Annotated in this window: 19 protein-coding genes; 4 read left to right on the top strand and 15 right to left on the bottom strand. The window is 65.3% G+C overall.

Annotated elements, in window-relative coordinates:
* The first annotated feature begins 191 nt into the window (after positions 1-191).
* Positions 192-2,441: an alpha,alpha-trehalose-phosphate synthase (UDP-forming) gene (locus G3574_RS26870; protein WP_163968645.1), complete on the top strand. Its 2,250-nt coding sequence runs from the start codon at positions 192-194 to the stop codon at positions 2,439-2,441.
* Positions 2,442-2,475: 34 nt separating this feature from the next.
* Here G3574_RS26870 and G3574_RS26875 read toward each other — a convergent pair whose 3' ends face one another.
* The 15 genes from G3574_RS26875 to G3574_RS26945 form a co-directional block, all read right to left on the bottom strand.
* Positions 2,476-3,786: a PQQ-dependent sugar dehydrogenase gene (locus tag G3574_RS26875; RefSeq protein ID WP_163968646.1), complete on the bottom strand. Its 1,311-nt coding sequence runs from the start codon at positions 3,784-3,786 to the stop codon at positions 2,476-2,478.
* Complete coding sequence (locus G3574_RS26880; RefSeq protein WP_163968647.1) at positions 3,779-4,222, bottom strand: DUF2231 domain-containing protein; 444 nt, start codon at positions 4,220-4,222, stop codon at positions 3,779-3,781. The genes G3574_RS26875 and G3574_RS26880 overlap by 8 nt, the downstream gene beginning before the upstream one ends.
* A gap of 834 nt (positions 4,223-5,056) precedes the next feature.
* A complete protein-coding gene (locus G3574_RS26885; protein WP_163968648.1) occupies positions 5,057-5,299 on the bottom strand; it encodes a hypothetical protein in 243 nt (80 codons plus the stop codon).
* Positions 5,300-5,511: 212 nt separating this feature from the next.
* The gene (gene denD / locus G3574_RS26890; protein ID WP_163968649.1) at positions 5,512-6,480 is read right to left on the bottom strand and encodes a D-erythronate dehydrogenase; all 969 of its coding nucleotides are present in this window, start codon (positions 6,478-6,480) and stop codon (positions 5,512-5,514) included.
* Between the two features lie 66 nt (positions 6,481-6,546).
* On the bottom strand, positions 6,547-7,185 hold the full coding sequence (gene otnC, locus G3574_RS26895) for a 3-oxo-tetronate 4-phosphate decarboxylase (protein ID WP_163968650.1): 639 nt from the start codon (positions 7,183-7,185) through the stop codon (positions 6,547-6,549).
* Positions 7,182-8,459, bottom strand: coding sequence for a 3-oxo-tetronate kinase (gene otnK, locus G3574_RS26900; protein ID WP_163968651.1), 1,278 nt, complete (start codon positions 8,457-8,459; stop codon positions 7,182-7,184). Before otnK ends, otnC begins: the two co-directional genes overlap by 4 nt.
* 29 nt (positions 8,460-8,488) lie before the next feature.
* Positions 8,489-9,484, bottom strand: coding sequence for a 4-hydroxythreonine-4-phosphate dehydrogenase PdxA (gene pdxA, locus G3574_RS26905; protein ID WP_163968652.1), 996 nt, complete (start codon positions 9,482-9,484; stop codon positions 8,489-8,491).
* Between the two features lie 10 nt (positions 9,485-9,494).
* The gene (locus G3574_RS26910; RefSeq protein ID WP_163968653.1) at positions 9,495-10,802 is read right to left on the bottom strand and encodes a four-carbon acid sugar kinase family protein; all 1,308 of its coding nucleotides are present in this window, start codon (positions 10,800-10,802) and stop codon (positions 9,495-9,497) included.
* Positions 10,799-11,746, bottom strand: coding sequence for an L-threonate dehydrogenase (ltnD, locus tag G3574_RS26915; RefSeq protein ID WP_163968828.1), 948 nt, complete (start codon positions 11,744-11,746; stop codon positions 10,799-10,801). The genes G3574_RS26910 and ltnD overlap by 4 nt, the downstream gene beginning before the upstream one ends.
* A gap of 41 nt (positions 11,747-11,787) precedes the next feature.
* Positions 11,788-12,654, bottom strand: a complete 867-nt coding sequence (locus G3574_RS26920; RefSeq protein ID WP_163968654.1) for a carbohydrate ABC transporter permease — start codon at positions 12,652-12,654, stop codon at positions 11,788-11,790.
* Positions 12,654-13,547: a carbohydrate ABC transporter permease gene (locus tag G3574_RS26925; RefSeq protein ID WP_163968655.1), complete on the bottom strand. Its 894-nt coding sequence runs from the start codon at positions 13,545-13,547 to the stop codon at positions 12,654-12,656. Before G3574_RS26925 ends, G3574_RS26920 begins: the two co-directional genes overlap by 1 nt.
* 336 nt (positions 13,548-13,883) lie before the next feature.
* Positions 13,884-15,191: an ABC transporter substrate-binding protein gene (locus G3574_RS26930; RefSeq protein WP_163968656.1), complete on the bottom strand. Its 1,308-nt coding sequence runs from the start codon at positions 15,189-15,191 to the stop codon at positions 13,884-13,886.
* 93 nt (positions 15,192-15,284) lie between these two features.
* A complete protein-coding gene (locus tag G3574_RS26935) occupies positions 15,285-16,382 on the bottom strand; it encodes an ABC transporter ATP-binding protein (protein WP_163968657.1) in 1,098 nt (365 codons plus the stop codon).
* A 92-nt stretch (positions 16,383-16,474) separates the two neighbouring features.
* On the bottom strand, positions 16,475-17,446 hold the full coding sequence (locus tag G3574_RS26940; protein ID WP_163968658.1) for a C-terminal binding protein: 972 nt from the start codon (positions 17,444-17,446) through the stop codon (positions 16,475-16,477).
* An 11-nt stretch (positions 17,447-17,457) separates the two neighbouring features.
* Positions 17,458-19,191, bottom strand: a complete 1,734-nt coding sequence (locus G3574_RS26945; RefSeq protein ID WP_328804870.1) for an IlvD/Edd family dehydratase — start codon at positions 19,189-19,191, stop codon at positions 17,458-17,460.
* A gap of 300 nt (positions 19,192-19,491) precedes the next feature.
* Between G3574_RS26945 and G3574_RS26950 the strand changes: the two genes are divergently transcribed.
* The 3 genes from G3574_RS26950 to G3574_RS26960 all read left to right on the top strand — a co-directional run bounded on the left by G3574_RS26950 (position 19,492) and on the right by G3574_RS26960 (position 22,194).
* Positions 19,492-20,247 (top strand): SDR family NAD(P)-dependent oxidoreductase, encoded by a 756-nt coding sequence (locus tag G3574_RS26950; protein ID WP_163968660.1) that lies wholly within the window; start codon positions 19,492-19,494, stop codon positions 20,245-20,247.
* On the top strand, positions 20,247-21,308 hold the full coding sequence (locus G3574_RS26955; RefSeq protein WP_163968661.1) for an Ldh family oxidoreductase: 1,062 nt from the start codon (positions 20,247-20,249) through the stop codon (positions 21,306-21,308). Before G3574_RS26950 ends, G3574_RS26955 begins: the two co-directional genes overlap by 1 nt.
* 94 nt (positions 21,309-21,402) lie before the next feature.
* Positions 21,403-22,194 (top strand): FadR/GntR family transcriptional regulator, encoded by a 792-nt coding sequence (locus tag G3574_RS26960; protein ID WP_163968662.1) that lies wholly within the window; start codon positions 21,403-21,405, stop codon positions 22,192-22,194.
* Positions 22,195-22,217 lie beyond the last annotated feature (23 nt).

A 22,217-nucleotide genomic window follows, 5' to 3' on the forward strand; every position in this document is an offset into this window, starting at 1 on the left:
TAAGATTCCCCTAAGCCTGCCGGGGCATGATAAGCATGCAGGCACCGGGCTTCAGAGCAAAATGGAAGTTGTGACGAAGGCTGTCGGCTTGCAGGACCACTGATTAGCGATCAGTACGGGTTTAGTCCCCCACTGTTAAGCCCCCTCCTTTCGGGGAGGGGGTATTTTTTTGCCAGGGAGATTGATACCGCATGCCCACCCGCCTCCTTCGCCTTTCCCTGCGTTTCGCGCTTCCCCTGATGCTGATCCTGGCCCTCTCGGCCTGGCTGGCGGTGCCCCTGATGGACAGGGTGACCCTGCGCTGGTTCGTGCGCGACCTCGACATCCGCTCGCAGCTGCTGGCCAATACATTGGAACCGCCCTTGCAGGAATATGTACCGCAACGGATGAAGAAAAAGATCGGCCAGCTGTTCGACCGCGCGGTGCAGGACGAACGCCTCTACGCGCTGGCCTTCTGCGATCAGGCGGGCAATACCTTCGTCAAGACCCGGACCTATCCCGATGGCCTGGGATGCGATGCCGCCCGGACGGATACCGGCGAGCCGCAATCGCTGGTGCGGCTGCCCAGGGGCGCGGTGCACGTCGCGCACAAGCCCGTGACGCTCGACGGACAAACCCTGGGCAAGCTGGTGCTGGTACATGACATGAGCTTCATCGAGCGGCGCAGCGCCGACGCCACGAAGTACATCGTTGCCGTCTTCGCCCTGCTGGGCGTGGCGATTTCCCTGCTGTCGGTCTTCATGGCGCATGCAAGCTGGCGTGGCTGGACCAATACCATGCGCGGCTTCCTGCGGCGCGATTTCGCTTCCGGCGACGCCGGCGCCGCGCCGCCGGAATTCCTGCCGCTGATGGGCGACCTGCGCTCCATGATCCGCGACCTGCAGGCGGAACGCACCACGGCATCCGGCAATGCGCAGGGCTGGAATCCGGAGCGCCTGCGCCAGCTGCTGCACAGCGAACTTGCCGGCGACGAAGTCATCGTGGTGTCCAACCGCGAGCCTTACATCCACGAAAAGAATGGCAACCGCATCGAGGTCAAGCGGCCCGCGAGCGGCCTGGTGACGGCAGTGGAAGCGGTCATGCGCGCCTGTTCCGGCACCTGGGTCGCCCATGGCAGCGGGTCCGCCGACCGCATGGTGGTGGACCGCTGCGACCGGGTGGCCGTGCCACCGGCGAATCCCAGCTACACCTTGCGCCGCGTCTGGCTGTCCAGTGAAGAAGAGCAGGGCTATTACTACGGCTTCGCCAACGAAGGACTCTGGCCGCTTTGCCATATCGCCCACGTGCGGCCGGTATTCCGCTCGGAGGACTGGAACCAGTATGTGGCGGTGAACCAGCGTTTCGCGGACGCCGTGGTCAAGGAAGCGCGGACCGACGACCCGGTAGTGCTCGTGCAGGACTACCATTTCGCCCTGCTGCCGCGCATGGTGAGGCAAGCGCTCCCGCGCGCCACCATCATTACGTTCTGGCACATTCCCTGGCCGAATCCGGAATCGTTCGGCATCTGCCCCTGGCGCGAGCAGATCCTCGAAGGCATGCTGGGCAGCACCATCCTCGGCTTCCACACGCCTTTCCACCGGAGGAACTTCATCGAGACGGTGGACCGTTATCTCGAGACGCGCATCGAGGCCGAGGCCTCCACGATCTCCTATGACGGCAAGCTGACCCTGGTGGAAGCCTATCCGATTTCGATCGCGTGGCCGGAATCCACCACTGCCTCCACCGCGGAAGAAAGCCGGGCCATCGTCTGCAGCGACCTCGGCTTGCCGGAAGATCATCTCATCGGCATCGGCGTCGACCGGCTGGACTACACCAAGGGCATCGTGGAACGCTTCCAGGCGGTGGAGCGCATGCTGGAACGGCATCCCGACATGGTCGGCCGCTTCAGCTTCGTGCAGATCGCCGCGCCGTCCCGTTCCTCGCTGGAGGAATACCAGCAATTCGCAGCGCGCGTGCGCAAGCTTGCCGCGCGCATCAATGCGCGCTGCGCGAACGGCGCCTACCAGCCCATCGTGCTCAAGGCGGAACACCATGACCATGACCGCCTGCTGCATTACTACCGCGCCTCGCAGGTATGCATGGTCACCAGCCTGCACGATGGCATGAACCTGGTAGCGAAGGAGTACATCGCGGCCCGCGAAGACGAACAGGGCGTGCTGGTGCTCAGCCAGTTCACCGGCGCGGCGCGGGAGCTGCACGAAGCCCTGATCGTCAATCCATACCATATCGAGCAGGGAGCCGATGCACTGCACCGCGCGCTCACCATGCCGCGCGACGAGCAGCGCGAGCGCATGCGCAGCCTGCGCGCGCTGGTGCGCGAATTCAACGTCTACCGCTGGGCGGGGCGCATGCTGCTCGACGCCGCGCGCCTGCGTCAGCGGGAACGCATCGCCACGCGCATCCACGCGCACAGCCGCGCCCCGTTGCGCCGGGTTTCCTGATGGGTTGCCGGACGACGTAAGAGCATCCCGACCCTCATTGCGCAGTCACGCGCCACACGGAATCGCCAACGTCGTCGGCAATCAGCAGCGCGCCTTGCTTGTCCTGCGCCAGTCCGACCGGCGCGCCGTACAAGGTCTTCTCATCATCGGAGTGGAAGCCGCTGACGACCACCTGCGGCTGGCCCACCGGCTTGCCTTGTTCGAAGTGAACGAACACGACGGCGTAGCCACTGAGCGGCGAGCGGTCCCAGCTGCCGTGTTCGCTGACGAACGCCCCCTCGTGATACGCGGCCGGCAGTGCGTTGTTCGCGGAGAACATCAGGCCCAGGGCTGCGACATGCGAGCCGAGGGCATAGTCCGGCTTGAGTGCCTTGGCAACCAGATCAGGGCGCTGCGGAACGACGCGATGATCAACGTGCTGGCCGTAGTAACTGTAGGGCCAGCCGTAGAATCCGCCTTCCTGCACGGAGGTCATGTAGTCCGGCACCAGGTCCGCGCCGATCTCGTCGCGTTCATTCACGATGGTCCACAGCTTGCCGCTGCGCGGTTCCCACTGCAATCCGGTCGGGTTGCGAAGGCCTGAGGCGTAGATGCGGCTCGCGCCTGTCGCCACGTCCACCTCCAGCACATCCGCCCGCCGGTATTCGATATCAAGGCCGTTCTCGGTGATGTTGCTGTTGGAGCCGACGCCGACATACAGCTTCTTGCCGTCAGGACTCGCCAGCAGCGCCTTCGTCCAATGGTGGTTGACCGTACTCGGCAGGTCCGTGAATTCCACGCCGGGCGCCGTGATCTGCGTGTCCCCGACATGATATGGAAACTTGACGATGGCTCCCGTGTTCGCCACGTACAGCGTGTCGCCAATCAGCTGCACGCCGAAGGGGGAATGAAGATGCTCGACCAGGACGTGCTTCTCCCACTCGCCGCCGCCGGCCTTGGGACGCAGCAGCGTGATCCTGTTCCCGCCCTTGCCACCCTTGCCGGAGCGGTTCTTGATTTTGCCGGCGATTAACTGCTTTGGTGTCGTGACAGCTTCCTCGCCCGGTCCATTGGATTCCACGACCAGCAAGTCACCGTTTGGAAGCGCAAGCAGCTGGCGCGGATGCTTGAGTCCGCCGGCAACCTTCTCGATCTTCAGCCCGGCGGCCACTTTGGGAAGCTGCCCCGATGCCCAGCCGGTTCCGTCGGGAACCTGCATGGGAGGCACCAGGAAATCCTTTGCGCCGGGCAGCGGAGGATTGGCGCCGGACTGCTGGGCCGGGCTGATCTCGGCCTTGCTGCCGCAGCCGGACAGGACTGTTCCGAACGCCAGCGCCGATGCGCAGAGATACAGGAGCTTATTCATGGACGAGTCCTCCCATCGATGTCCGCTGCACGGACACGTTGATGCGGCCGATGGCCATGAGGATGACTGTAATGGCCGATAGCCAGACGCCGGTGGGCATCGACGCATAGGCATCGCGACTGTGGACGAACGCGTTGAAGATCGCCGCGACGATGGCAAGCAGGTTCAGCCAGAAGTCCATCCTGTCGGCAGGCAGGGCGCTGCGCCGCGAGGTGATCCAGACCTGCGCCAGATTGATCAGGCGCGGGATGATCGCGATCACCAGGCCGATGGCGATGAGCCAGGCGGCTCCCTTGTCCCACTGCATTACCGCCGTTTGCAAATAAATGACGTCGAAAACAAGTGCTGCGACGAAAAACCCGAAGGGAATGGGATTGAGGACGCCGTAGATGGCGTTCGCAATGACAGACTGCCGTAAGGAGGAATGAATGCTCATGTTCACGCTTCCACGCTTCAATGTTAAGAAAGGCTGAGTTACCGCCTTTCCTGCACGTCGGAAACATATTGGAAAGGCTGATTCTCAGGCTGGTCCGTTACACCAGGTCTTCCATGAAAACGCTGGCGACACGAAGGTAGACCGCATGAATGTCTTTTTGTCACAAACATTTGAACAAATTTATTGCTCTTTGCCCAGGCGCGGCACGCCAGGGTACTGATGACTGGCCATACGGCCATGCGCTTGGACACAAGATTGCTGCGATTGACCTGCCGATGGAAGAATGCGGCGAAACGGAAGGCGCAGCACGAAGCTGGTCGCGCCGTGAACGTGGGGGAGTGTCGGGGAGCCGCTGAGTCGGTCGCGGCATGCGGTGTTTCCGGAGGGAAGCATCCTGGATCCGGACGAGCAATATACCCGTTGGACAGCACTCGCGAGGTTGACGATAGCTTGCAGCGGTCAAGCGGCCCTGACAGCCGGCGGGAGCCATCTCTGCTTAAGCGGAAAAACCCGGAAAGGTCTTTATTTCATGTCGGTGTTCCGCGTCCCCGATCGCCGCTCTCACACTCGCTTAGGATCGGGCAGCTTACATAGACCTTCCCAGGGACACCAACAGTCAAGCAGCCGCAATAAGGGCATTCGATGATGCTGGCTTGAAGTTCCCGATTACGAATGCTGGTGTAATCATCGAGATTGAATTTTTTGTTGCATGTGACACAAAGCGTCAGGTGCAACGGCATAGCAGCCTTGAGTGGCTTTGGCCGCAGTGCGCATGAAGATGCAGTATGGTTTCATTCCGGTAGCGGGACAGAGATGCGCGCCGCCGGTCCCGTACTATGCTGAAATTTTCGTCCGTTCCATCTTGGTTCCACCGTTTTTCCGGTTTGGGGCGCCGGCGTTCCGGTCACTGCCATGGGCGATGTAAGCGCCGCAAAGAAGAAGCCGGCGCAACTGATCGCCGCTCAGATGTTTCGATATAGCGGCAACCGTCTCCGCGTACATCATTGAAACGGTGTGAGAACTTGCATCCCGGATCTCAAGACGCGTCATTACTGCCATAACCTCATATTCGGTCACTGCCTTCTCCTTGAGAAGGGGCGTAACACCGTTCGAGTACGAACCTGCTGCGAACGTTCGGCAATTTGAAAAAATCGGACGTACCGGGTGGTATTTCACATGGGCAACGGGCCGTCAAGGTAAGGGTTGCGCATCATTGCCCAGCCCGCGGGCAGGAAGCTGACCCTCCCTTCTTTCGTGGCTGACAGCCAGGCGCCGCCCGTCGTCCAGGCTTAGCGATCGTCTTCGATATAGGCGCGGATGATGCTGTCGAAATCGGCGTCGCCCTCCAGCCCGAGGATGCGGGCCTGGGTCGTGTCCCAGGCGGCCGGCCAGCTGCCGACGATGCGCGCCACGAAGGGATCGGGCTCCCAGCTTACCCGGTCCGCGACTTCCGGCCCGGCGACGCGGCGCAGGGCGTCGACCATGGCGCCGGCCGTCACCGACACGCCGGGGATGTTGATCGTCCGGCTGGATTCCAGCGCCCCGGCGGAAAGCTCGTGGCCGCGAAGCAGGCAGTCGATCGCCTTGCGCGGGGACAGCAGCCACAGGCGGGTGTCGGGCGGCACGGGGCAGGCAGCGGGCTCGCCGTTGAGGGGTTCGCGGATGATGCCGCTGGCGAACGAGGAGGCCGCCTTGTTCGGCTTGCCGGGGCGGACGCTGATGGTCGGCAATCGCAGCACGCGTCCGTCGATGAAGCCGCGCCGGCTGTACTCGTTGACCAGCAATTCCCCGACCGCCTTTTGCATGCCGTAGGAAGACCTCGGGTTGAGCGCGGTATCGTCCCGCACCATGTCGGGCAGGTCGCCGCCGAACACCGCCACCGAACTGGTGAACAGGACCTTCGGGCGGTTGCCGTTGCTTCGGCAGATGTCGAGGATGGTGCGCAAGGCATCGACGTTGATGCGCATGCCAAGGTCGAAATCGGCTTCCGCCTGGCCGCTCACGATGGCCGCCAGATGCACCACCGAGGCGGTGCCGCCGTCGATGATGTCCGCCATGCGCCTGCCGTCCGAAATGTCGGCAACCACGCTGCGCACGCGAGGGTCGCCGAATCCGTCCGCTGCCACGGTGTCGAGCAGGACCAGCTCGGTGATGGGGGAGACCGTTCCATTGCTGTCGGTCAGGCTTCCCGCCTGCAGCAGCCTGCGCGCGAGTCGTTGTCCTAGAAAGCCGGCGCCGCCGGTAATGACGATCTTCATGGTGCGTTCCTTTCCGTGTTGGCGGCAAACATGGGCATGATGGTCTTTCTCCGGCGATGGGAAGGATCAGGGTTCCAGCTTGAATGCCGCGGTGAGTTCAGCGATTTGCGCCGCGTCGAGCGGCCTGGTGGGCGCGCCGCGCAGCAGCAGGAACAGCTTGGCGGTTTCCTCCAGTTCCTCCGCGGCATACAGAGTGCTGTCGAGGTCCGCGCCGGAAACCACCGGCCCGTGGTTGGCCAGCAGCAGCGCCCGGTGCCGCGCGGCCAGGCCGCGCACCGCGTCGGCGAGGGCAGGGTCGCCGGGGCGATGATAGGGAATCAGCGGCAGGCGTCCGACCTTCATCACGAAGTAGGCGGTCAGTGGCGGGATACAGTCGCAGGCATCGAGGCCGGCCATGCAGGAGACGGCGGCCGCATGGGTGGAGTGCAGGTGAATGATGGCATTGGCGGCGGTGCGCTCCGCATATACCGCGCGGTGCAGGAAGGCTTCCTTGGATGGCGGGTCGCCGGAGACCAGGTTGCCCTCCCGGTCCAGCTTCGACAGCCGCGCCGGGTCGAGCCTGCCGAGGCTGGCATTGGTCGGGGTAAGCAGCCAGCCGTCCGCCAGCCGGACGCTGATGTTGCCGCTGCTGCCGGTAGCGAGCCCGCGGTCATGCAGCGACCTGCCGCATTCGCAAATGTGTTCGCGCAATGCGGATTCGTTCATGCCAGCGTGCTCCATGCCTTGGTGAAGAAATCGGTTCCGCCGAAATTGCCCGACTTCAGCGCCAGCGCGAGGGGCGTCTCGCCGAGCGTCACGGTCCATGGCACGCCGGGGTCGATCTGGGGGCCGATATGCAGGCCGGTGACGCCGAGGGCCTTCACCACCGCGCCCGACGTTTCCCCGCCCGCGACTAGCATCTGCCGCACGCCCCGCGCGACGAGGCCGCGCGCGATGGCAGCCAGCGCGTCCTCCACCAGCGCGCCCGCGCGTTCCGCGCCTAGCCGCTCCTGCACCGCTTTCACCGCGCCCGGCGTCGCCGTGGCGTAGATCAGCGGCGGCCCGCTTGCCAGCAAGGGTTCGGCCCAGGCGATCGCCTGTTCCACCACCGGTTCGCCCGCGGCCAGCCGCAGCGGATCGATGGCATGCGCCGGTCCGCCGCCGGCAATGAAATGCGCGACCTGGGCATTGGTCGCTTCGGAGCAGCTGCCGGAAATCACCGCGCGCAGTCCCGGCGGGGCAAGGATGCGGTCCGCCGCCGCATCGTCGCCCAGCCATCCGGCCTTGCGGTAGTTTTGCGGCAGGCCGAGCGCGATGCCGGAACCCGCCGTCACCAGCGGCATGCCATCCAGCGCCTCGCCGATCTGCATCAGGTCTGCATTCGACAAGGCATCGACGATGGCGATGCCCACGCCCTCGCGTTCCAGCCGCGCCATGCGCTCGCGTATCGCCATGCCGCCCCGGGCGACGATGTCGTGGCTGACCAGCCCGACGCGGCGCGACGTCTGACGCTGCAATACGCGCACGAGGCTGGGGTCGGTCATCGGTGTCAAGGGATGGTGGCGCATGCCGCTCTCGCTGAGCAATTCGTCGCCGACGAACAGGTAACCCTTGTAGATCGTGCGCCTGTTCTCCGGGAAGGCGGGGCAGGCGATGGTGAAGCGGGCGCCGAGGGCGTCCATCAGGGCATCGGTCACCGGGCCGATGTTGCCGGCATCGGTCGAATCGAAGGTCGAGCAGTACTTGAAGTAGAACTGCCGGCATCCCGCATCCTTGAGCCACTGCAGCGCCGCCAGAGACTCCGTCGTTGCCTGCGCGGCCGGCGCGGTCCTCGACTTGAGGGCCACGACAATGGCGTCGATGGCACCGGCGTCCCCGGGCAAGGGCGCCGAAGGCACGCCGATCATCTGCACGGTGCGCATGCCGGCCTTGACCAGCATCCCGGCAAGATCGGTTCCGCCGGTGAAGTCGTCCGCGATGCATCCCAGGATTGCCGCCATGCGTTCTCCTCGCTTCCCTTGCGTGTTCTTCAGTTACGTTCAGTGGCCAGGTCCGCCGCCTGGCGCAGCGCCTCCAGCATGCTGCGCTCGTCGGCGATGCCCTTTCCGGCGATGTCGAATGCGGTGCCATGGTCGACGGACGTCCGGATCACCGGCAGGCCGACGGTAATGTTGACCCCGGCCTCGATGCCCATGACCTTGATCGGCCCATGTCCCTGGTCATGGTACATCGCCACGACGATGTCGAAGTCACCGCGCGCGGCCCGGAAGAACAGGGTGTCGGCCGGCAGCGGGCCTTCGACCCGCCTGCCGCGCGCCTGCTGGCTGCGCACCGCGGGCACGATCTTTTCTTCTTCCTCGCCGTAGCCGAACAGGCCGTTTTCGCCGGCATGCGGATTGATAGCGCAAACGCCGATGCGCGGGTCCGCGATGCCGGCGCGCACCATGGTGTCGTAGGCGCGCTCGATGGTTCTCTCTACCAGTCCGGGTTCGATCTTGCGGATGGCGTCCAGCAAGCCGATGTGCGTGGTCACGTGGATCACGCGCAGGTTGGGCGCCACCAGCATCATCGACACTTCCGGCGTGCCAGTCAGCGCCGCCAGCATCTCGGTATGGCCGGGAAACGGATGGCCGGCGGCGTGCAGGGCTTCCTTGTTCAGCGGCGCGGTGCAGATGGCATCGATCTTGCCGTCGACCGCCAGTTCGACCGCCCGGGCGATGTAGCGGTAGGCGGCCTCGCCGCTGGCCGCGGACACCCGCCCGAACGGATGGTCCGGCGCCAGCAGGGCGAGATCGATGCAATCCGCCTCGCCATGCCGGAAGGCGGCTTCCCCGACCTCCTTGACCGGCCGCACCGCGACGGTGTTGCCGACGATCGCAGCCGCTTCGCGCAGCCTCGCCGCATCACCGATCACCAGCGGCCGGCAGCGCGCGTAGAGGTCTGCGTGGGCAAGGCTTTTCATGATGATCTCGGGACCGACGCCGGCAGGGTCTCCCATCGTGATGGCAATGATCGGTCGGGTCATGCGGACTCTTTCATGGATGCGGCGGCAAGGCGCCGGGGCGGCCCGCGGCATGGGTCCGAGCCAGTTCGCCATGGCAACGCATGAGCGCGTCCGGCGCGCCGAATGCGCCGGCCTTGGTAATGACGGGCAGCATGCGCCCGCATTCGGCCAGCATCAGCGGGATGCCGGGACCGAGTTCGCGCAAGGGCCGGAGCGTATCGATGCCCATGGCCGACAAGACGGTCCGCGCCGTTTCTCCGCCCGTCAGGACCAAGGCGCCGATGGCTGCCGCATGCGGCGCCAGCAGTGCGCCGAGGCTGCGGCAGGAAACCGCGCCATCGGGGAGTTCCTCGCCTCCGGCCATGTCGCCGTTCGTGATCAGCAGCACGTCCTTTCCTTCATTCAATGCGCGGGACAGGGCGCGTTCTACGTCACGGTTCACTTTTTGCCCAGCCTCGGTCCGCGGCGAATGCGCGAAGCCGGTCGGGAGGATCTCCGGCGATGCCGCAAGGCACACGACCGCGCCGCTGGCGCGCAGGCGCTCAGCCTGGATGCGCGACGCTTCCGCAACGCTGCCAACCACGGTGACGATGCTGCCCCGGAAACCAATTTCACTCGCGGCTTGCCGGGCGCGGGGGATAATCCTAGCGGCGCGCGCAAGCGGCTTCAGCAAGCCCGCCGATCCCACCCAGCAGACCTCGCTTCCCAGTTTGACCGAAGCGCATGCCAGCCGTTCGAGATCGTCGTCCGTTTCCGCGTCGCATACCACGGCCTGTACCCCGTCGCGCTGCAATCCGCTCAGCCAGTCCCCCAGCGAGGAAGGATCCTGGCGCAAACGGTCGAGGGAAAGCTGACGGCAGCGGATGCCTTGCGCCGCGAGTTCGGCCGGCAGCGGGTCCGGAACGGAAGGCGCGCCGCGCCACATCGGCGTGTCTTGCAGCGCCACGCCGCGGACGAACTGCCTGCCATCGATGGTGGTGCGTCCGAGCGCGGGAAATGCCGGCGCAACGATCGCCATGCCGGCAAGCCTTAGCCAGGGCAGGATTTCATGCGCGAGATGTCCGCGCAGCGTGGAATCGATCTTCTTGTAGCGCAGCTGGCCATCGGCGCGATAGCGGCGAAGGATGTCCGCCTGCAGCCGCGCGGCTTCCTCCGCCGGGCGCCGCCGGCTGTCGGCATCGATGGCCAGTACCTGCGCCGCAGGCGGTTCCGCGCGCCGGCTGACGGGCAGGGCTTCGCAAATAACGACGGTTTCGAGTCCATTGTCCAGCCCGCCGAGCGCGCAATCCGCCGCGCCCGACAGATCGTCCGCGACGATCAGGATGCGGTCGGCACTCATGGCGGCGCGGCCGCGCCATCCGGCGGATCGTCGCCCCCGGCAGGGCCGGGCAGCGTCACGCCGGGAAAGATCTTCACGACGGCGGCGTCGTCTTCCATGCCGTGGCCCGCAGCCGCCGCCATCAGGAACATCTGGTGCGCGGCTGCGGTCAGCGGCAGGGGAAAGGCAGCCCCGTGCGCGGCGTCGAGCACGATGCGCAGGTCCTTGACGAAGATGTTGACGGCGGAGCGCGGCGCGTAGTCGCCGTCCAGGATGTGCGGCACCCGGTTCTCGAACATCCACGAGTTCCCGGCGCTCTTGGTGATGACGTCGTAGAGTTGCTGCGGATCGACGCCGGCCTTCATGCCCCAGGCCATCGCTTCGGCCGCTGCCGCGATGTGCACGCCGGCCAGCAGCTGGTTGATCATCTTGACGCGCGATCCTTGCCCGGGCGCATCGCCGAGGCGGTACACGCGGGCCGCGACGGCATCGAGCAGATGCTGGCAGCGCGCGAAAGCGGCTTCCTCGCCGGACGCCATGACCGTCAGCTCGCCGGTCGCCGCCTTTGCCGCGCCGCCGGAGACGGGCGCATCGATGGCCAGCAGGCCCATGCCATGAAGGCGCGCGCCGAGTTCCGCCGCATATTCCGGCGCCACCGTCGCGCTGCTGATGACCACCGCGCCCCTGGGAAGCGCGGCCGCGGCGCCGTCTTCGCCGAACAGCACGCTCTCGATCTGCGCGGCGTTCACCACCAGGAGCACGAGCGCCTCGACCTTGCAGGCGACTTCCGCGGGCGAAGCCGCGGGCTTGCCGCCGCCTTCGGCCAGTTGCCGCAGCGCCGCGTCGCTGACGTCGTATCCATGCACCGTGAAACCGGCATTGACCAGCGATTGCGCCACGCCGCGCCCCATGGAGCCGAGGCCGATGACGCCGACGGCGGCCGGCGGGGAAAGGGGTTGTTCCATCATGCGTCTCCTCGGATAGGCTGCGAACCGGGCATCCTGGCTTATTCCTTGACGGCGCCCGTCATGCCTGACACATACGATTCGACGAAGAAGGAATAGACGACCGCCACCGGCAGGGAGCCGAGCAGGGCGCCCGCCATCAGCGCGCCCCAGTGGTAGACGTCGCCCTCGACCAGCTCGGTGACGATGCCGACCGGCACGGTCTTCACTTCCGAGGAAGAGATGAAGGTGAGGGCATAGATGAATTCATTCCATGACAGGGTAAAGGCGAAGATGCCCGCCGAGATCAGTCCCGGCACGGCGAGAGGCAGGATCACCTTGGTCAGGATCTGCCAGCGGCTCGCGCCGTCGATCAGCGCGCACTCCTCGAGCTCGTAGGGGATGGAGCGGAAATACCCCATCAGCAGCCAGGTGCAGAAGGGCACGAGGAAGGTGGGATAGGTCAGGATCAGCGCCCAGCGGGTGTCGAACAGGCCGAGCTTGAACACGATCTGCGCCAGCGGAATGAACAGGATGGACGGCGGTATCAGGTAGGCAAGGAAGATCGCCAGTCCGACCGGCTTGGCGCCCTGGAAACGCAGGCGCTCGATGGCATACGCGGCGAAGACGCTCGCGGCCAGCGACAGGATGGTGGACAGCACCGACACCAGCATGGTGTTGAACAACCATTGCGGATACGGCGTGTCGAAAAGCAGCTTCTTGAAGTGCGCCAGCGTCGGGGCGATCACCCAGAACGGATTGCCGGTCTGCATCAGCAGTTCCGCGTCCGGCTTGAAGGCGGTGATCGCCATCCAGTAGAACGGAAACAGCAGCACGAACACGAAGATCCCGAGCGGAATGTACACCGTCACCCAGCGGCGCGGCACGGATTCCAGGTAGTCCATGCCGACGTCTTTTTGCTTGTCCATCAGTCACCTCCTTGCTGCCATGCGCGCCGCTGCAGGCCAAAATACGAAAACATGATCGCTGCCAGCAGGAACGGCACCATCATCGTGGCCAGCGCCGCGCCTTCCCCGAGCGCGCCGCCGGGAATGGCGCGCTGGAACGACAGGGTGGCCATCAAGTGGGTGGCGTTCAGGGGGCCGCCGCGCGTCAGCACGTAGATGAGCTGAAAGTCGGTGAAGGTGAACAGCACCGAGAAGGTCATCGTTACCGCGATGATGGGCGACAGCATCGGCAGCGTCACGAAGCGGAATTGCTGCCAGCGGGTCGCCCCGTCGATGGAGGCGGCTTCGTAGAGCGAGGGCGAGATCGTCTGCAGGCCCGCCAGGAGCGAGATCGCGACGAAGGGAATGCCGCGCCACACGTTGGCGATGATGGTGGAGATGCGCGCCAGCCAGGGATCGCCGAGGAAATCGATGTAATGATCGATCACGCCCATCTTCACCAGCAACCAGCTGACGACCGAGAACTGGGCATCGTAGATCCACCAGAAAGCCAGCGCGGACAGCGCGGTCGGCACGATCCAGGGAAGCAGGATCACCGTCCGGAAGAAGGACTTGAACGGCAGGTTGCGATTCAGCAGCAGGGCCAGCCACAGGCCGAGGATGAACTTGAAGACGCTGGCCAGCACCGTGTAGAACAAGGTGTTGAACAGCGCCAGCAGGGTAAGCGAATCGTCGATCAGGAAGCGGTAGTTTTCCAGCCCCACCCATTCACCGCTGCGGCCGATCTTGGTATCCGTGAATCCCAGCCAGGTGCCGAGCCCGAGCGGATAGGTCAGGAACAGCAACAGCAGCACGGCGGTCGGCAGCATGAACAGCAGGCCGAGTACGTTGCGTTGGTTCAGCAGGCGATGCATTCCGGTCCCTCGCTTGTGAGACGGTGTCCGCGCGGCATCCGGCACCTGGTGACCCGGTGGCGGGCCGGCGGTCTTTGTCGCATCCATGTGTTCCTCGCTTCCAACAAGTGTGTCATTCCCGCGAAGGCGGTAATCCCAACTTGCGCCACTCCATAACGACGTAATGGGATTCCCGCCTTCGCGGGAATGACAGTGGATGAACTACTGCATCCGGGCAAGGTTAACTTCCTCTGCTCCATCGCCGTCATCCCCGCGAAGGCGGGGATCCCATCTTGTTCGCCCAGAGTGACTCAGGATACGGAATTCCTGCCCGCGCCGGAATGACCTAAGCAGTCATCAAGCCTTGTAATGCCGCTCCGCACGCTGCTGGGCGCGTTCCGCCGCCTGCTTCGGCGTCTTCGAGCCGCTGGCAGCTTCGGCCACCATGTCGACCACGATGTAGTCCGCCATGGCGGCGGCCGACGCCTGGCCGAGCGGGCCGGAATAACCGTTGTCGAGCATCAGCACCGCCGCGTCGCGGTACACCGTGTGCTTCGGATCGGCAGTCCAGACCGGATTCGACTCGTAAGCCTTCAGCGGCTGGCTGACGTAGCCGATGGCTGCCTGCATCCACGGGTTGTACTGGTCGGCTTCCATCATGAACTGGATATAGGCCTTGGCGGCATTCGGATACTTCGTGTGCTTGAACAGCATCATCTGGGTGATCTGCATCAGCTCGGTCGGCTTGCCAACCGGCCCGATCGGGAAGTGCGCGTGCTGGATGTCCTTGGCCATCTCCTGGATCTTCGGTTCCTTGGACGTCTTGGCCGCGTAGTAGACGGAGATGCCGTTCGCCGTCAGGCTGATCTGGCCGTCGATGAAGGCCTTGTTGTTCGACGGGTCCTGCCAGGACAGCGTGCCGGGCACGAAGGTCGGGTAGAGCTGCTTGGCGTATTCCAGCGCGGCAATCGTTTCCGGGGAGTTGATCACTACCTTGCCCTTTTCATCGACCATCTTTCCGCCGTGCGACCAGAGCAGCCAATGCGCCCAGTTGTTGCCATCCCCGACGGCCTTGCCCAACGCGAATCCGGAGGGCGTGCCCTTGGCCTTGAGGGCCTGGCACAGCTTGAGGAAGCCGGCGGTGTCCTTGGGGAAGGTGTCGAAGCCGGCGGCCTTGAGGTGGCTCTCGCGGTAGACCATCGCATTTCCCACCACGCCCATCGGGAGGGCGATCCAGCGGTTGTTTCGGGTGCCGTAGCGCTTGCAGACGTCATACCATCCGCCATACTTCTGGCCGAGGTAGTCGGCGACGTCGGTCAGGTCGACCAGCTTGTCGGGATACTGGTGCGGATCGTCGAACCAGCCGAGGATCAGGTCCGGTCCGCTGCCGATGTTCGCCGCGACCGCGGCCTTGGGCCGGACGTCTTCCCAGCCTTCGCTGTCGACGCGTACCTGCACCCCGGTCTGCTCGGTGAACTTCTTGGTGTTTTCCATCCAGAGGTCTTCGTCGCCCTGCACGAAGCGCTTCCAGCGCAGCAGGCGCAGCGTCGCGCCGGCTTCCGGCTTGAAGCGCAGATCGGTCGCCGCGAAGGCATTGACACCGATGGCCGAAGTGGCGGCGGCAGCGGCGGCCGTTGCCAGGAAATCACGTCTCGTTATGCTCATGTCTTCCAACCCTCCTAGTTAATGGCGATTCGCCGGGGCTCCGGCCATGCAACGCTGGCTACATCTGTTCTCGTCTGCTGGACCATCTGGCACTCATTCGGAAAGCAGGCTGGCGCCCGACTCGGCATCGAACACGTGCGTGTGTTCATGGTCGGGAACGAGATGGATCACGTCGCCCGCCTTGAATTCGTGCCGTTCCCGGAAAATCGCGATCACATCCGCGCCCGCGACCTTGGCATAGACTTCGGTGTGCGCGCCGGTGGGTTCCACCACCGACACGACGGCACGCATGCCTTCGCCGGCGCTGCCGAGCCGCAGGTGTTCCGGACGCACGCCATAGGTCACCCGCTTGCCGGCCATGGGGGAGAGGGTGCCGGGGCGGTTCGCCCGCAGCGGCGCCGGAACGCGGCTGCCGTCGGCGAGTTCGACCATCGCGCCGGCGCCATCCTGCGCCAGCGTGCCGGAAAGGAAATTCATCGCCGGCGAGCCGATGAAGCCGGCGACGAAGAGATTCGCCGGATGGTCGTAGAGTTCGAGGGGTTTTCCTTGCTGTTCCACCACGCCGTCGCGCATGACGACGATGCGGTCGCCCATGGTCATCGCCTCGATCTGGTCGTGGGTCACGTAGACAGAGGTCGTGCGCAGGCGCTGGTGGAGTTCCTTGATCTCGGCCCGCATCTGCACCCTCAGCTTGGCATCGAGGTTGGAGAGCGGTTCATCGAACAGGAACACCTGGGGATTGCGCACGATGGCGCGCCCCATGGCAACGCGTTGCCGCTGGCCGCCGGAAAGCTGGCGTGGGTAGCGGTCGAGAAGCTTGCCCAGGCCCAGGATGGAAGACGCCTTGTCGACGCGTTCCTTGATCAGGGCTTTATCGGTCTTCGCCAGCATCAGCGAAAACGCCATGTTGTCGAACACCGTCATGTGCGGATAGAGCGCATAGTTCTGGAACACCATGGCGATGTCGCGTTCCTTCGGCTCGACGTCGTTGACCGTCCTGCCGCCGATGGCGATGTCGCCCGAGGAAATTTCCTCCAGTCCCGCCAGCATGCGCAGCAAGGTCGATTTGCCGCAACCTGACGGCCCGACCAGCACCGCGAACTGGCCATCCTCGATGTCGATGTCGACACCGCGGATGACATGCGTCCCGCCAAAGTACTTCTGTACGCCGCGAATCTGAACCGATGCCATTGTCTCGCTCCTGGTTCCTTGGGCGCGGGTCTGTCGCCTGCGCCTCGTCGGGTGTCCGGACAACCCGGCACCCTTTTCATGTCGTCATTCCATCAAGGTTCGTTGCCGCCCTCCCGGCCCGCCACGACCACGTAGGCCGGCCGTCCCTGCCGGTCCCAGTCAACCAGGTTTTGGGCCGCCTTGCGGCGCAATTCGTCGGCGGCAACGTCGGAATAAAAGGCGGCATGCGGCGTCAGCAGCACGCGCGGATGCTGCACGATGCGCGCCGCCGTCTCCGGCGGTTCCACCGGCAGCACATCCAGCCCCGCGCCGGCCAGCTTACCGCCATCCAGCGCCTCCAGCAGGTGCTCGATGTCGACCACCGCGCCGCGCGAGGTGTTCACCATCACGCTGCCCGGACGCATGCGTTCGAGCAGCGAGCGGTTCACGATGCCGCGCGTCTCGTCGTTGAGCAGCACGTGCAGCGAGACCGCGTCGGCCTGCGCGAACAATTCTTCCTTGCTCACCCGTTCGACGTACGCCGGAAAATCGCCGTCGATCAGGTACGGATCGCAGGCGATCACCCGCTTGAAGCAGTTGCGTCCGACGTGCGCCATGCGCTTGCCGATCCGCCCCAGCCCGAGGATGCCGAGCGTCAGGTCCGAGGCGCGCCGGATGACGCCGGCGCTGGTGTAGTGCCAGGTGCCGTTCTTCACGTCGCGGTCGTAGAACGCGATGTTGCGCAGCAGGGCCAGGGTCATCGCCAGGGCATGCGTCGCCACCTCGCCCACGCCGTAGTCGGGCGAGTTCGCGACCCAGACCCCGTGTTTGCGGGCCGCGTCGGTATCGATCGTGTCGTATCCCGCGCCATAGCGGCTGACGATGCGGATTTCGGGACGCGCGGCAAAGACCTTGGCGTTGACCGGCGCGTACTGCACCAGCAAGCCCTGGCATCCGGCCGAGGCCGCGATCACTTCGTCCTCGGTGCGGCACTGCGCCGTCACGACTTCCACGCCTGCCTCTCGGTACAGGGTTTGCTCGAGCTCAACATCTGGGAAATCGTAGTCAGTGATCAGTACTTTCATATTGATTTAGCTTAATGGTTGTCCTTCGGAATCCCCGCGCCGCTGCAGCCAACCAGGAAATCGAGGTCGGCGCCGAGGTTGGCCTGCTGGACGTGATCGAAATACAGCCGCGTCCAGCCGCGTTCCATCGGCGGGGCGGGCGGCGTCCATGCGGCGCGGCGGCGGGCGAGTTCTTCGTCGCTCACGTCCAGGTGCAGGCGTCGTGCCTCGACGTCCAGTTCCACCATGTCGCCGTCCTGCACGAGGGCGAGCGGACCGCCCGCGGCGGCTTCCGGCGTGACGTGCAGCACCACCGTGCCGTAGGCGGTGCCGCTCATGCGCGCGTCCGACACGCGAACCATGTCCGTGATGCCCTTGCGCAGGAGCTTGGGCGGCAGCGGCATGTTGCCGGCTTCGGCCATGCCGGGATAGCCCTTCGGTCCGCAGTTCTTCAGGACGAGCACGCAGGTTTCGTCGACGTCCAGGCTCTCGTCGTCGAGCCGTTCGTGCATGTGGTCGCTGTTCTCGAACACCACCGCGCGGCCGCGGTGCTTGAGAAGGGCCGGCGTGGCGGCGGAGGGCTTGATCACCGCGCCATCCGGGCAAAGATTGCCGCGCAGGACGGCGATGCCCGCTTCCGGCTTGAACGGCTCGCCGAAGGAATGGATCACCTCCCGGTTCCAGTTCGGCGCGTCCTTGCAATTGTCCCAGAGGGTACGGCCGTTGACGGTCAGGGTCTGGCGGTCGATGACCGATTCCAGTTCGCGGATGACGGCCGGGAGGCCGCCCGCATAGTAGAAGTCTTCCATCAGGTGCTTGCCCGACGGTTGCAGGTCGAGCAGGCAGGGGAGCTTGTGCCCGATCTCGTCCCAGTCGTCCAGCGACAGGTCGATGCCAATGCGTCCGGCGATCGCCAGCAGGTGGATCACCGCATTGGTCGAGCCGCCGATGGCGGCGTTGACGCGGATGGCGTTTTCGAACGCCGCCCGGGTCAGGATCTTCGACATGACGAGGTCTTCCTTGACCATCTCGACGATGCGCCGTCCCGAGGCGCGCGCAAGCACGTTGCGACGCCCGTCCACCGCCGGGATGGCGGCATTGCCCGGCAGGCTCATGCCCAGCGACTCGACCATGCTTGCCATGGTGGAAGCCGTTCCCATCGTCATGCAGTGGCCGTGCGAGCGGTGCATGCAGCTTTCCGCCTCGAAGAAATCTTCCTGCGCCATGCGCCCGGCGCGCACTTCTTCCGACATCTGCCAGACGCCGGTGCCGGACCCCAGCTCGCCGCCGCGGAACTTGCCGCTCAACATCGGCCCGCCCGACACGCCGATCGCCGGCAGGTCGACCGAGGCCGCGCCCATCATCAGGGCCGGGGTGGTCTTGTCGCAGCCCATCAGCAGGACCACGCCGTCGAGCGGATTGCCGCGTATCGATTCCTCGACGTCCATGCTGGCAAGGTTGCGGAACAGCATGGCGGTGGGACGGAGCAGGGTCTCGCCGAGCGACATGACCGGGAATTCGAGGGGAAAGCCGCCGGCTTCCCAGACGCCGATCTTCACCTGTTCCGCCAGCGTGCGGAAATGGGAGTTGCACGGCGTCAGTTCGGAATAGGTGTTGCAGATGCCGATGACCGGCCGCCCGTCGAACTGGTCGTGGGGAATGCCGCGGTTCTTCAGCCAGGAACGATAGATGAAGCCGTCCCGGTCATGCCGGCCAAACCAGGCCTGGCTGCGCCTCAGCGGGCGCTTGGTATCACTCACGGAGATCCTTTCACAAGGGTGGCACGACGATGATGCAGGGTTGGCGCATGAAAGCGTTCGCGCATCAGGCTCGCAGGCACGCAGGCGCCGGCTTCAGGTTCCAGATTTTGCGCAGTCTATTGCAGAAAGCTAAATAGGTAAAGTGGTATGACCAATGACATGATCTATGTCAGACCCGCTTGACAAACGCCGGAGCCGTGTGAAACCCTTTGGACAGCTGGTCAGACCAATCTTACCGCGGCTGGCGAAGCCGGGCAACGTGGCCCTTCGCGGACCGATGAAGCATTCCGATGAGCAGGAGACAATGTGGAACAAAAGAACCACTATGATTTTTCCGGGCGCCACGCGGTGATCACGGGCGGGGCCACCGGCATCGGCCTGGCGATCGCGCAGCGCCTCGCCGCCGGCGGGGCGCGCCTGACCCTGTGGGACCGCGATGCGCGCAACCTGGAGCATGCCAGGGCCGCGCTGGGCAATGCCGAGGTGCATGGCATGACCCTGGACGTCGGCGACGAACAGGCGGTCGGCGACGCTTGCGCGGCCACCCTGCGGGACGGCGGCGTTGACATCCTCGTCAACAGCGCCGGCATCACAGGCCCAAACACCACCTTGTGGGAATACCCGGTGGCGGACTGGGATGAAGTCATGCGTGTCAACGTGCGCGGCACCTTCCTGTGCTGCCGCGCGCTGGCGCCGCAGATGCGCGACCGCGGCTATGGCCGCATCGTCAACATTGCTTCCGTCGCCGGCAAGGAAGGCAATCCGAATGCCTCCGCCTACAGCGCGTCGAAGGCCGCCGTCATCGGCCTGACCAAGTCGCTCGGCAAGGAACTCGCGCAAACCGGCGTGACCGCGAACTGCATCACGCCGGCGGCGGTGCGCACCGCGATCTTTGCGCAGATGAGCCAGCAGCACATCGATTACATGCTATCCAAGATTCCGATGAACCGCTTTGGCGACGTGCATGAAATCGCGGCGCTGGTGGCGTGGCTCGCTTCCGGCGAAAGCGCGTTTTCCACGGCGGCGGTGTTCGACATCTCGGGGGGAAGGGCGACCTACTGATGAATTCCGGCCAACGATATTCCGCGCCCGCGTTGAGCGGTTTCGCGAACCGCTTGCTGCGCGCGGCGGGCATGGCAGCGCCGCAGGCCGATGCGGTGGCGGACGTGCTCGTGGAAGGCGACCTGATGGGCCACGATACCCACGGCCTCGCGCTGTTGCCGCGCTATCTCGACGAAGTCGAGCGCGGCGGAATGGCAAGGGGCGGCGAACCGGTCGTGCTGTCCGACCGGGGCGGCGCGCTGAACTGGGACGGCATGCGCCTGCCCGGACCCTGGCTGGTGCTGCGGGGGATCGATGCGCTCGTGCCGCGCGCCAGGGAAGCCGGCTGCGCCACGCTGACCATCCGGCGCAGCCATCACATCGCCTGCCTCGCCGCCTATCTCCTGCGCGCCACCGAGGCGGGATTCCTGGTGCTCCTGGCAAGTTCCGATCCTGCCGTGGCAAGCGTCGCGCCGCACGGCGGAACGCGCGCGGTCTTCACGCCGAACCCCCTGGCGGCGGGCATCCCGACCTCGTCGACGCCTTTTCTCATCGACATCTCGACCTCCATCAAGACCAATGGCATGAGCGCGCGGCTGCACCAGGCGGGCGCGCTGTTCGAGGAGGAATGCATGCTGGATGCGAACGGCATGCCGACCCGCGACCCGGGCGTGCTGTTCGCCGATCCGCCGGGAACGATCATGCCTCTGGGCGGCCTGGGTTCCGGCCACAAGGGATTCGGCCTGTCGCTGATCATCGAGGCCCTGACCGGCGGCCTTGCCGGAATGGGGCGTGCCGACCCGCACGAGGGATGGGGCGCCACGGTATTTCTTGCCTTGTTCGACCCGGACGCCTTCGGCGGACGCGACGCCTTCACGCGCCAGATGGACTGGATCGCCGCTGCCTGCAGGGCGAATCCGCCGCGTCCCGGCGTGGACGCCGTGCGCATGCCTGGCGATCGCGGCCTGCTGCTGCGGCAGGAGCAGTTGCGCGATGGCGTGTCCCTCGGGGCCGGGATTGCCGAGGCGCTGCATCGCTCGGCGGAACGCTACGGCGAGCGGTTGCCGGAGCCGGTAACGTAGAGGATTTCGTTTGAGGCGCAAGCCAGCCGGGGCGAAGGAGGCAGCATGTATAATGCCGCGCATCACGGAACCAGCCATCATCCACGGACCTTTCATGCCTATCCAGATCGTTGAGACGCAACGGCTTTACCGCCAGATCAGCGAGCAACTGCGTGCCCTGATCCGTGCCGGGGAATTTCCGGCCGGGACGCGCCTGCCGGCGGAGCGTGAACTGTCCGTGCAGCTTGGCGTGAGCCGGCCCTCGCTGCGCGAGGCGCTGATCGCGCTCGAGGTGGAAGGCTACATCGAGGTTCGCATGGGGTCGGGCATCTACGTCTCCGATCCCCTTCCGGCCGCGGCCGGATCGGACCTGTCCTCGGAAGAAGCGCCGCTGGAACTCATCATGGCCCGCTCGCTGATCGAAGGCGAGATCGCGGCGCAGGCCGCGAAGCTGGGAAAGAAGCGGGACTTCGACGCCATCGAGGAAGCGATCGACACGATGGAAGCCGACGCCAACGCGGGCAAGAAGCCGCTCGACGCCGATCGCCTGTTCCACGTGCGCATCGCCGAAGCCACCGGCAACAGCGCCCTCGTCGGCGTGGTGCGCCGCCTGTTCGACGCCAGGCTCGGACCCTTGTTCGACCAGTTGCACAGCCATTTCGAAACCAGCGACGTGTGGGCGCAAGCCATCGCCGAGCACCGTGCCGTTCTCAAGGCTCTGCGGACAAAGGACCCGGCCGCCGCGCGCGCCGCCATGCAGACGCACATGGAGATCGCCTACAAGCGCTTGACGTCCAGCCTGACCAAGGCGCCGAAAAATCCTGCAACCAAGGGCGCGAAGCAGGCGTCCGGGAAGGCCGCCGCGAAACCTGCTCCCGCCAGGAAGGCCACGGCCCGCAGCAGGTAAGCGCCAGCCGGGAGTTTTCCCGC

It is taken from the genome of Noviherbaspirillum galbum (genome assembly GCF_010974945.1).
Classification (GTDB): domain Bacteria; phylum Pseudomonadota; class Gammaproteobacteria; order Burkholderiales; family Burkholderiaceae_D; genus Noviherbaspirillum; species Noviherbaspirillum galbum.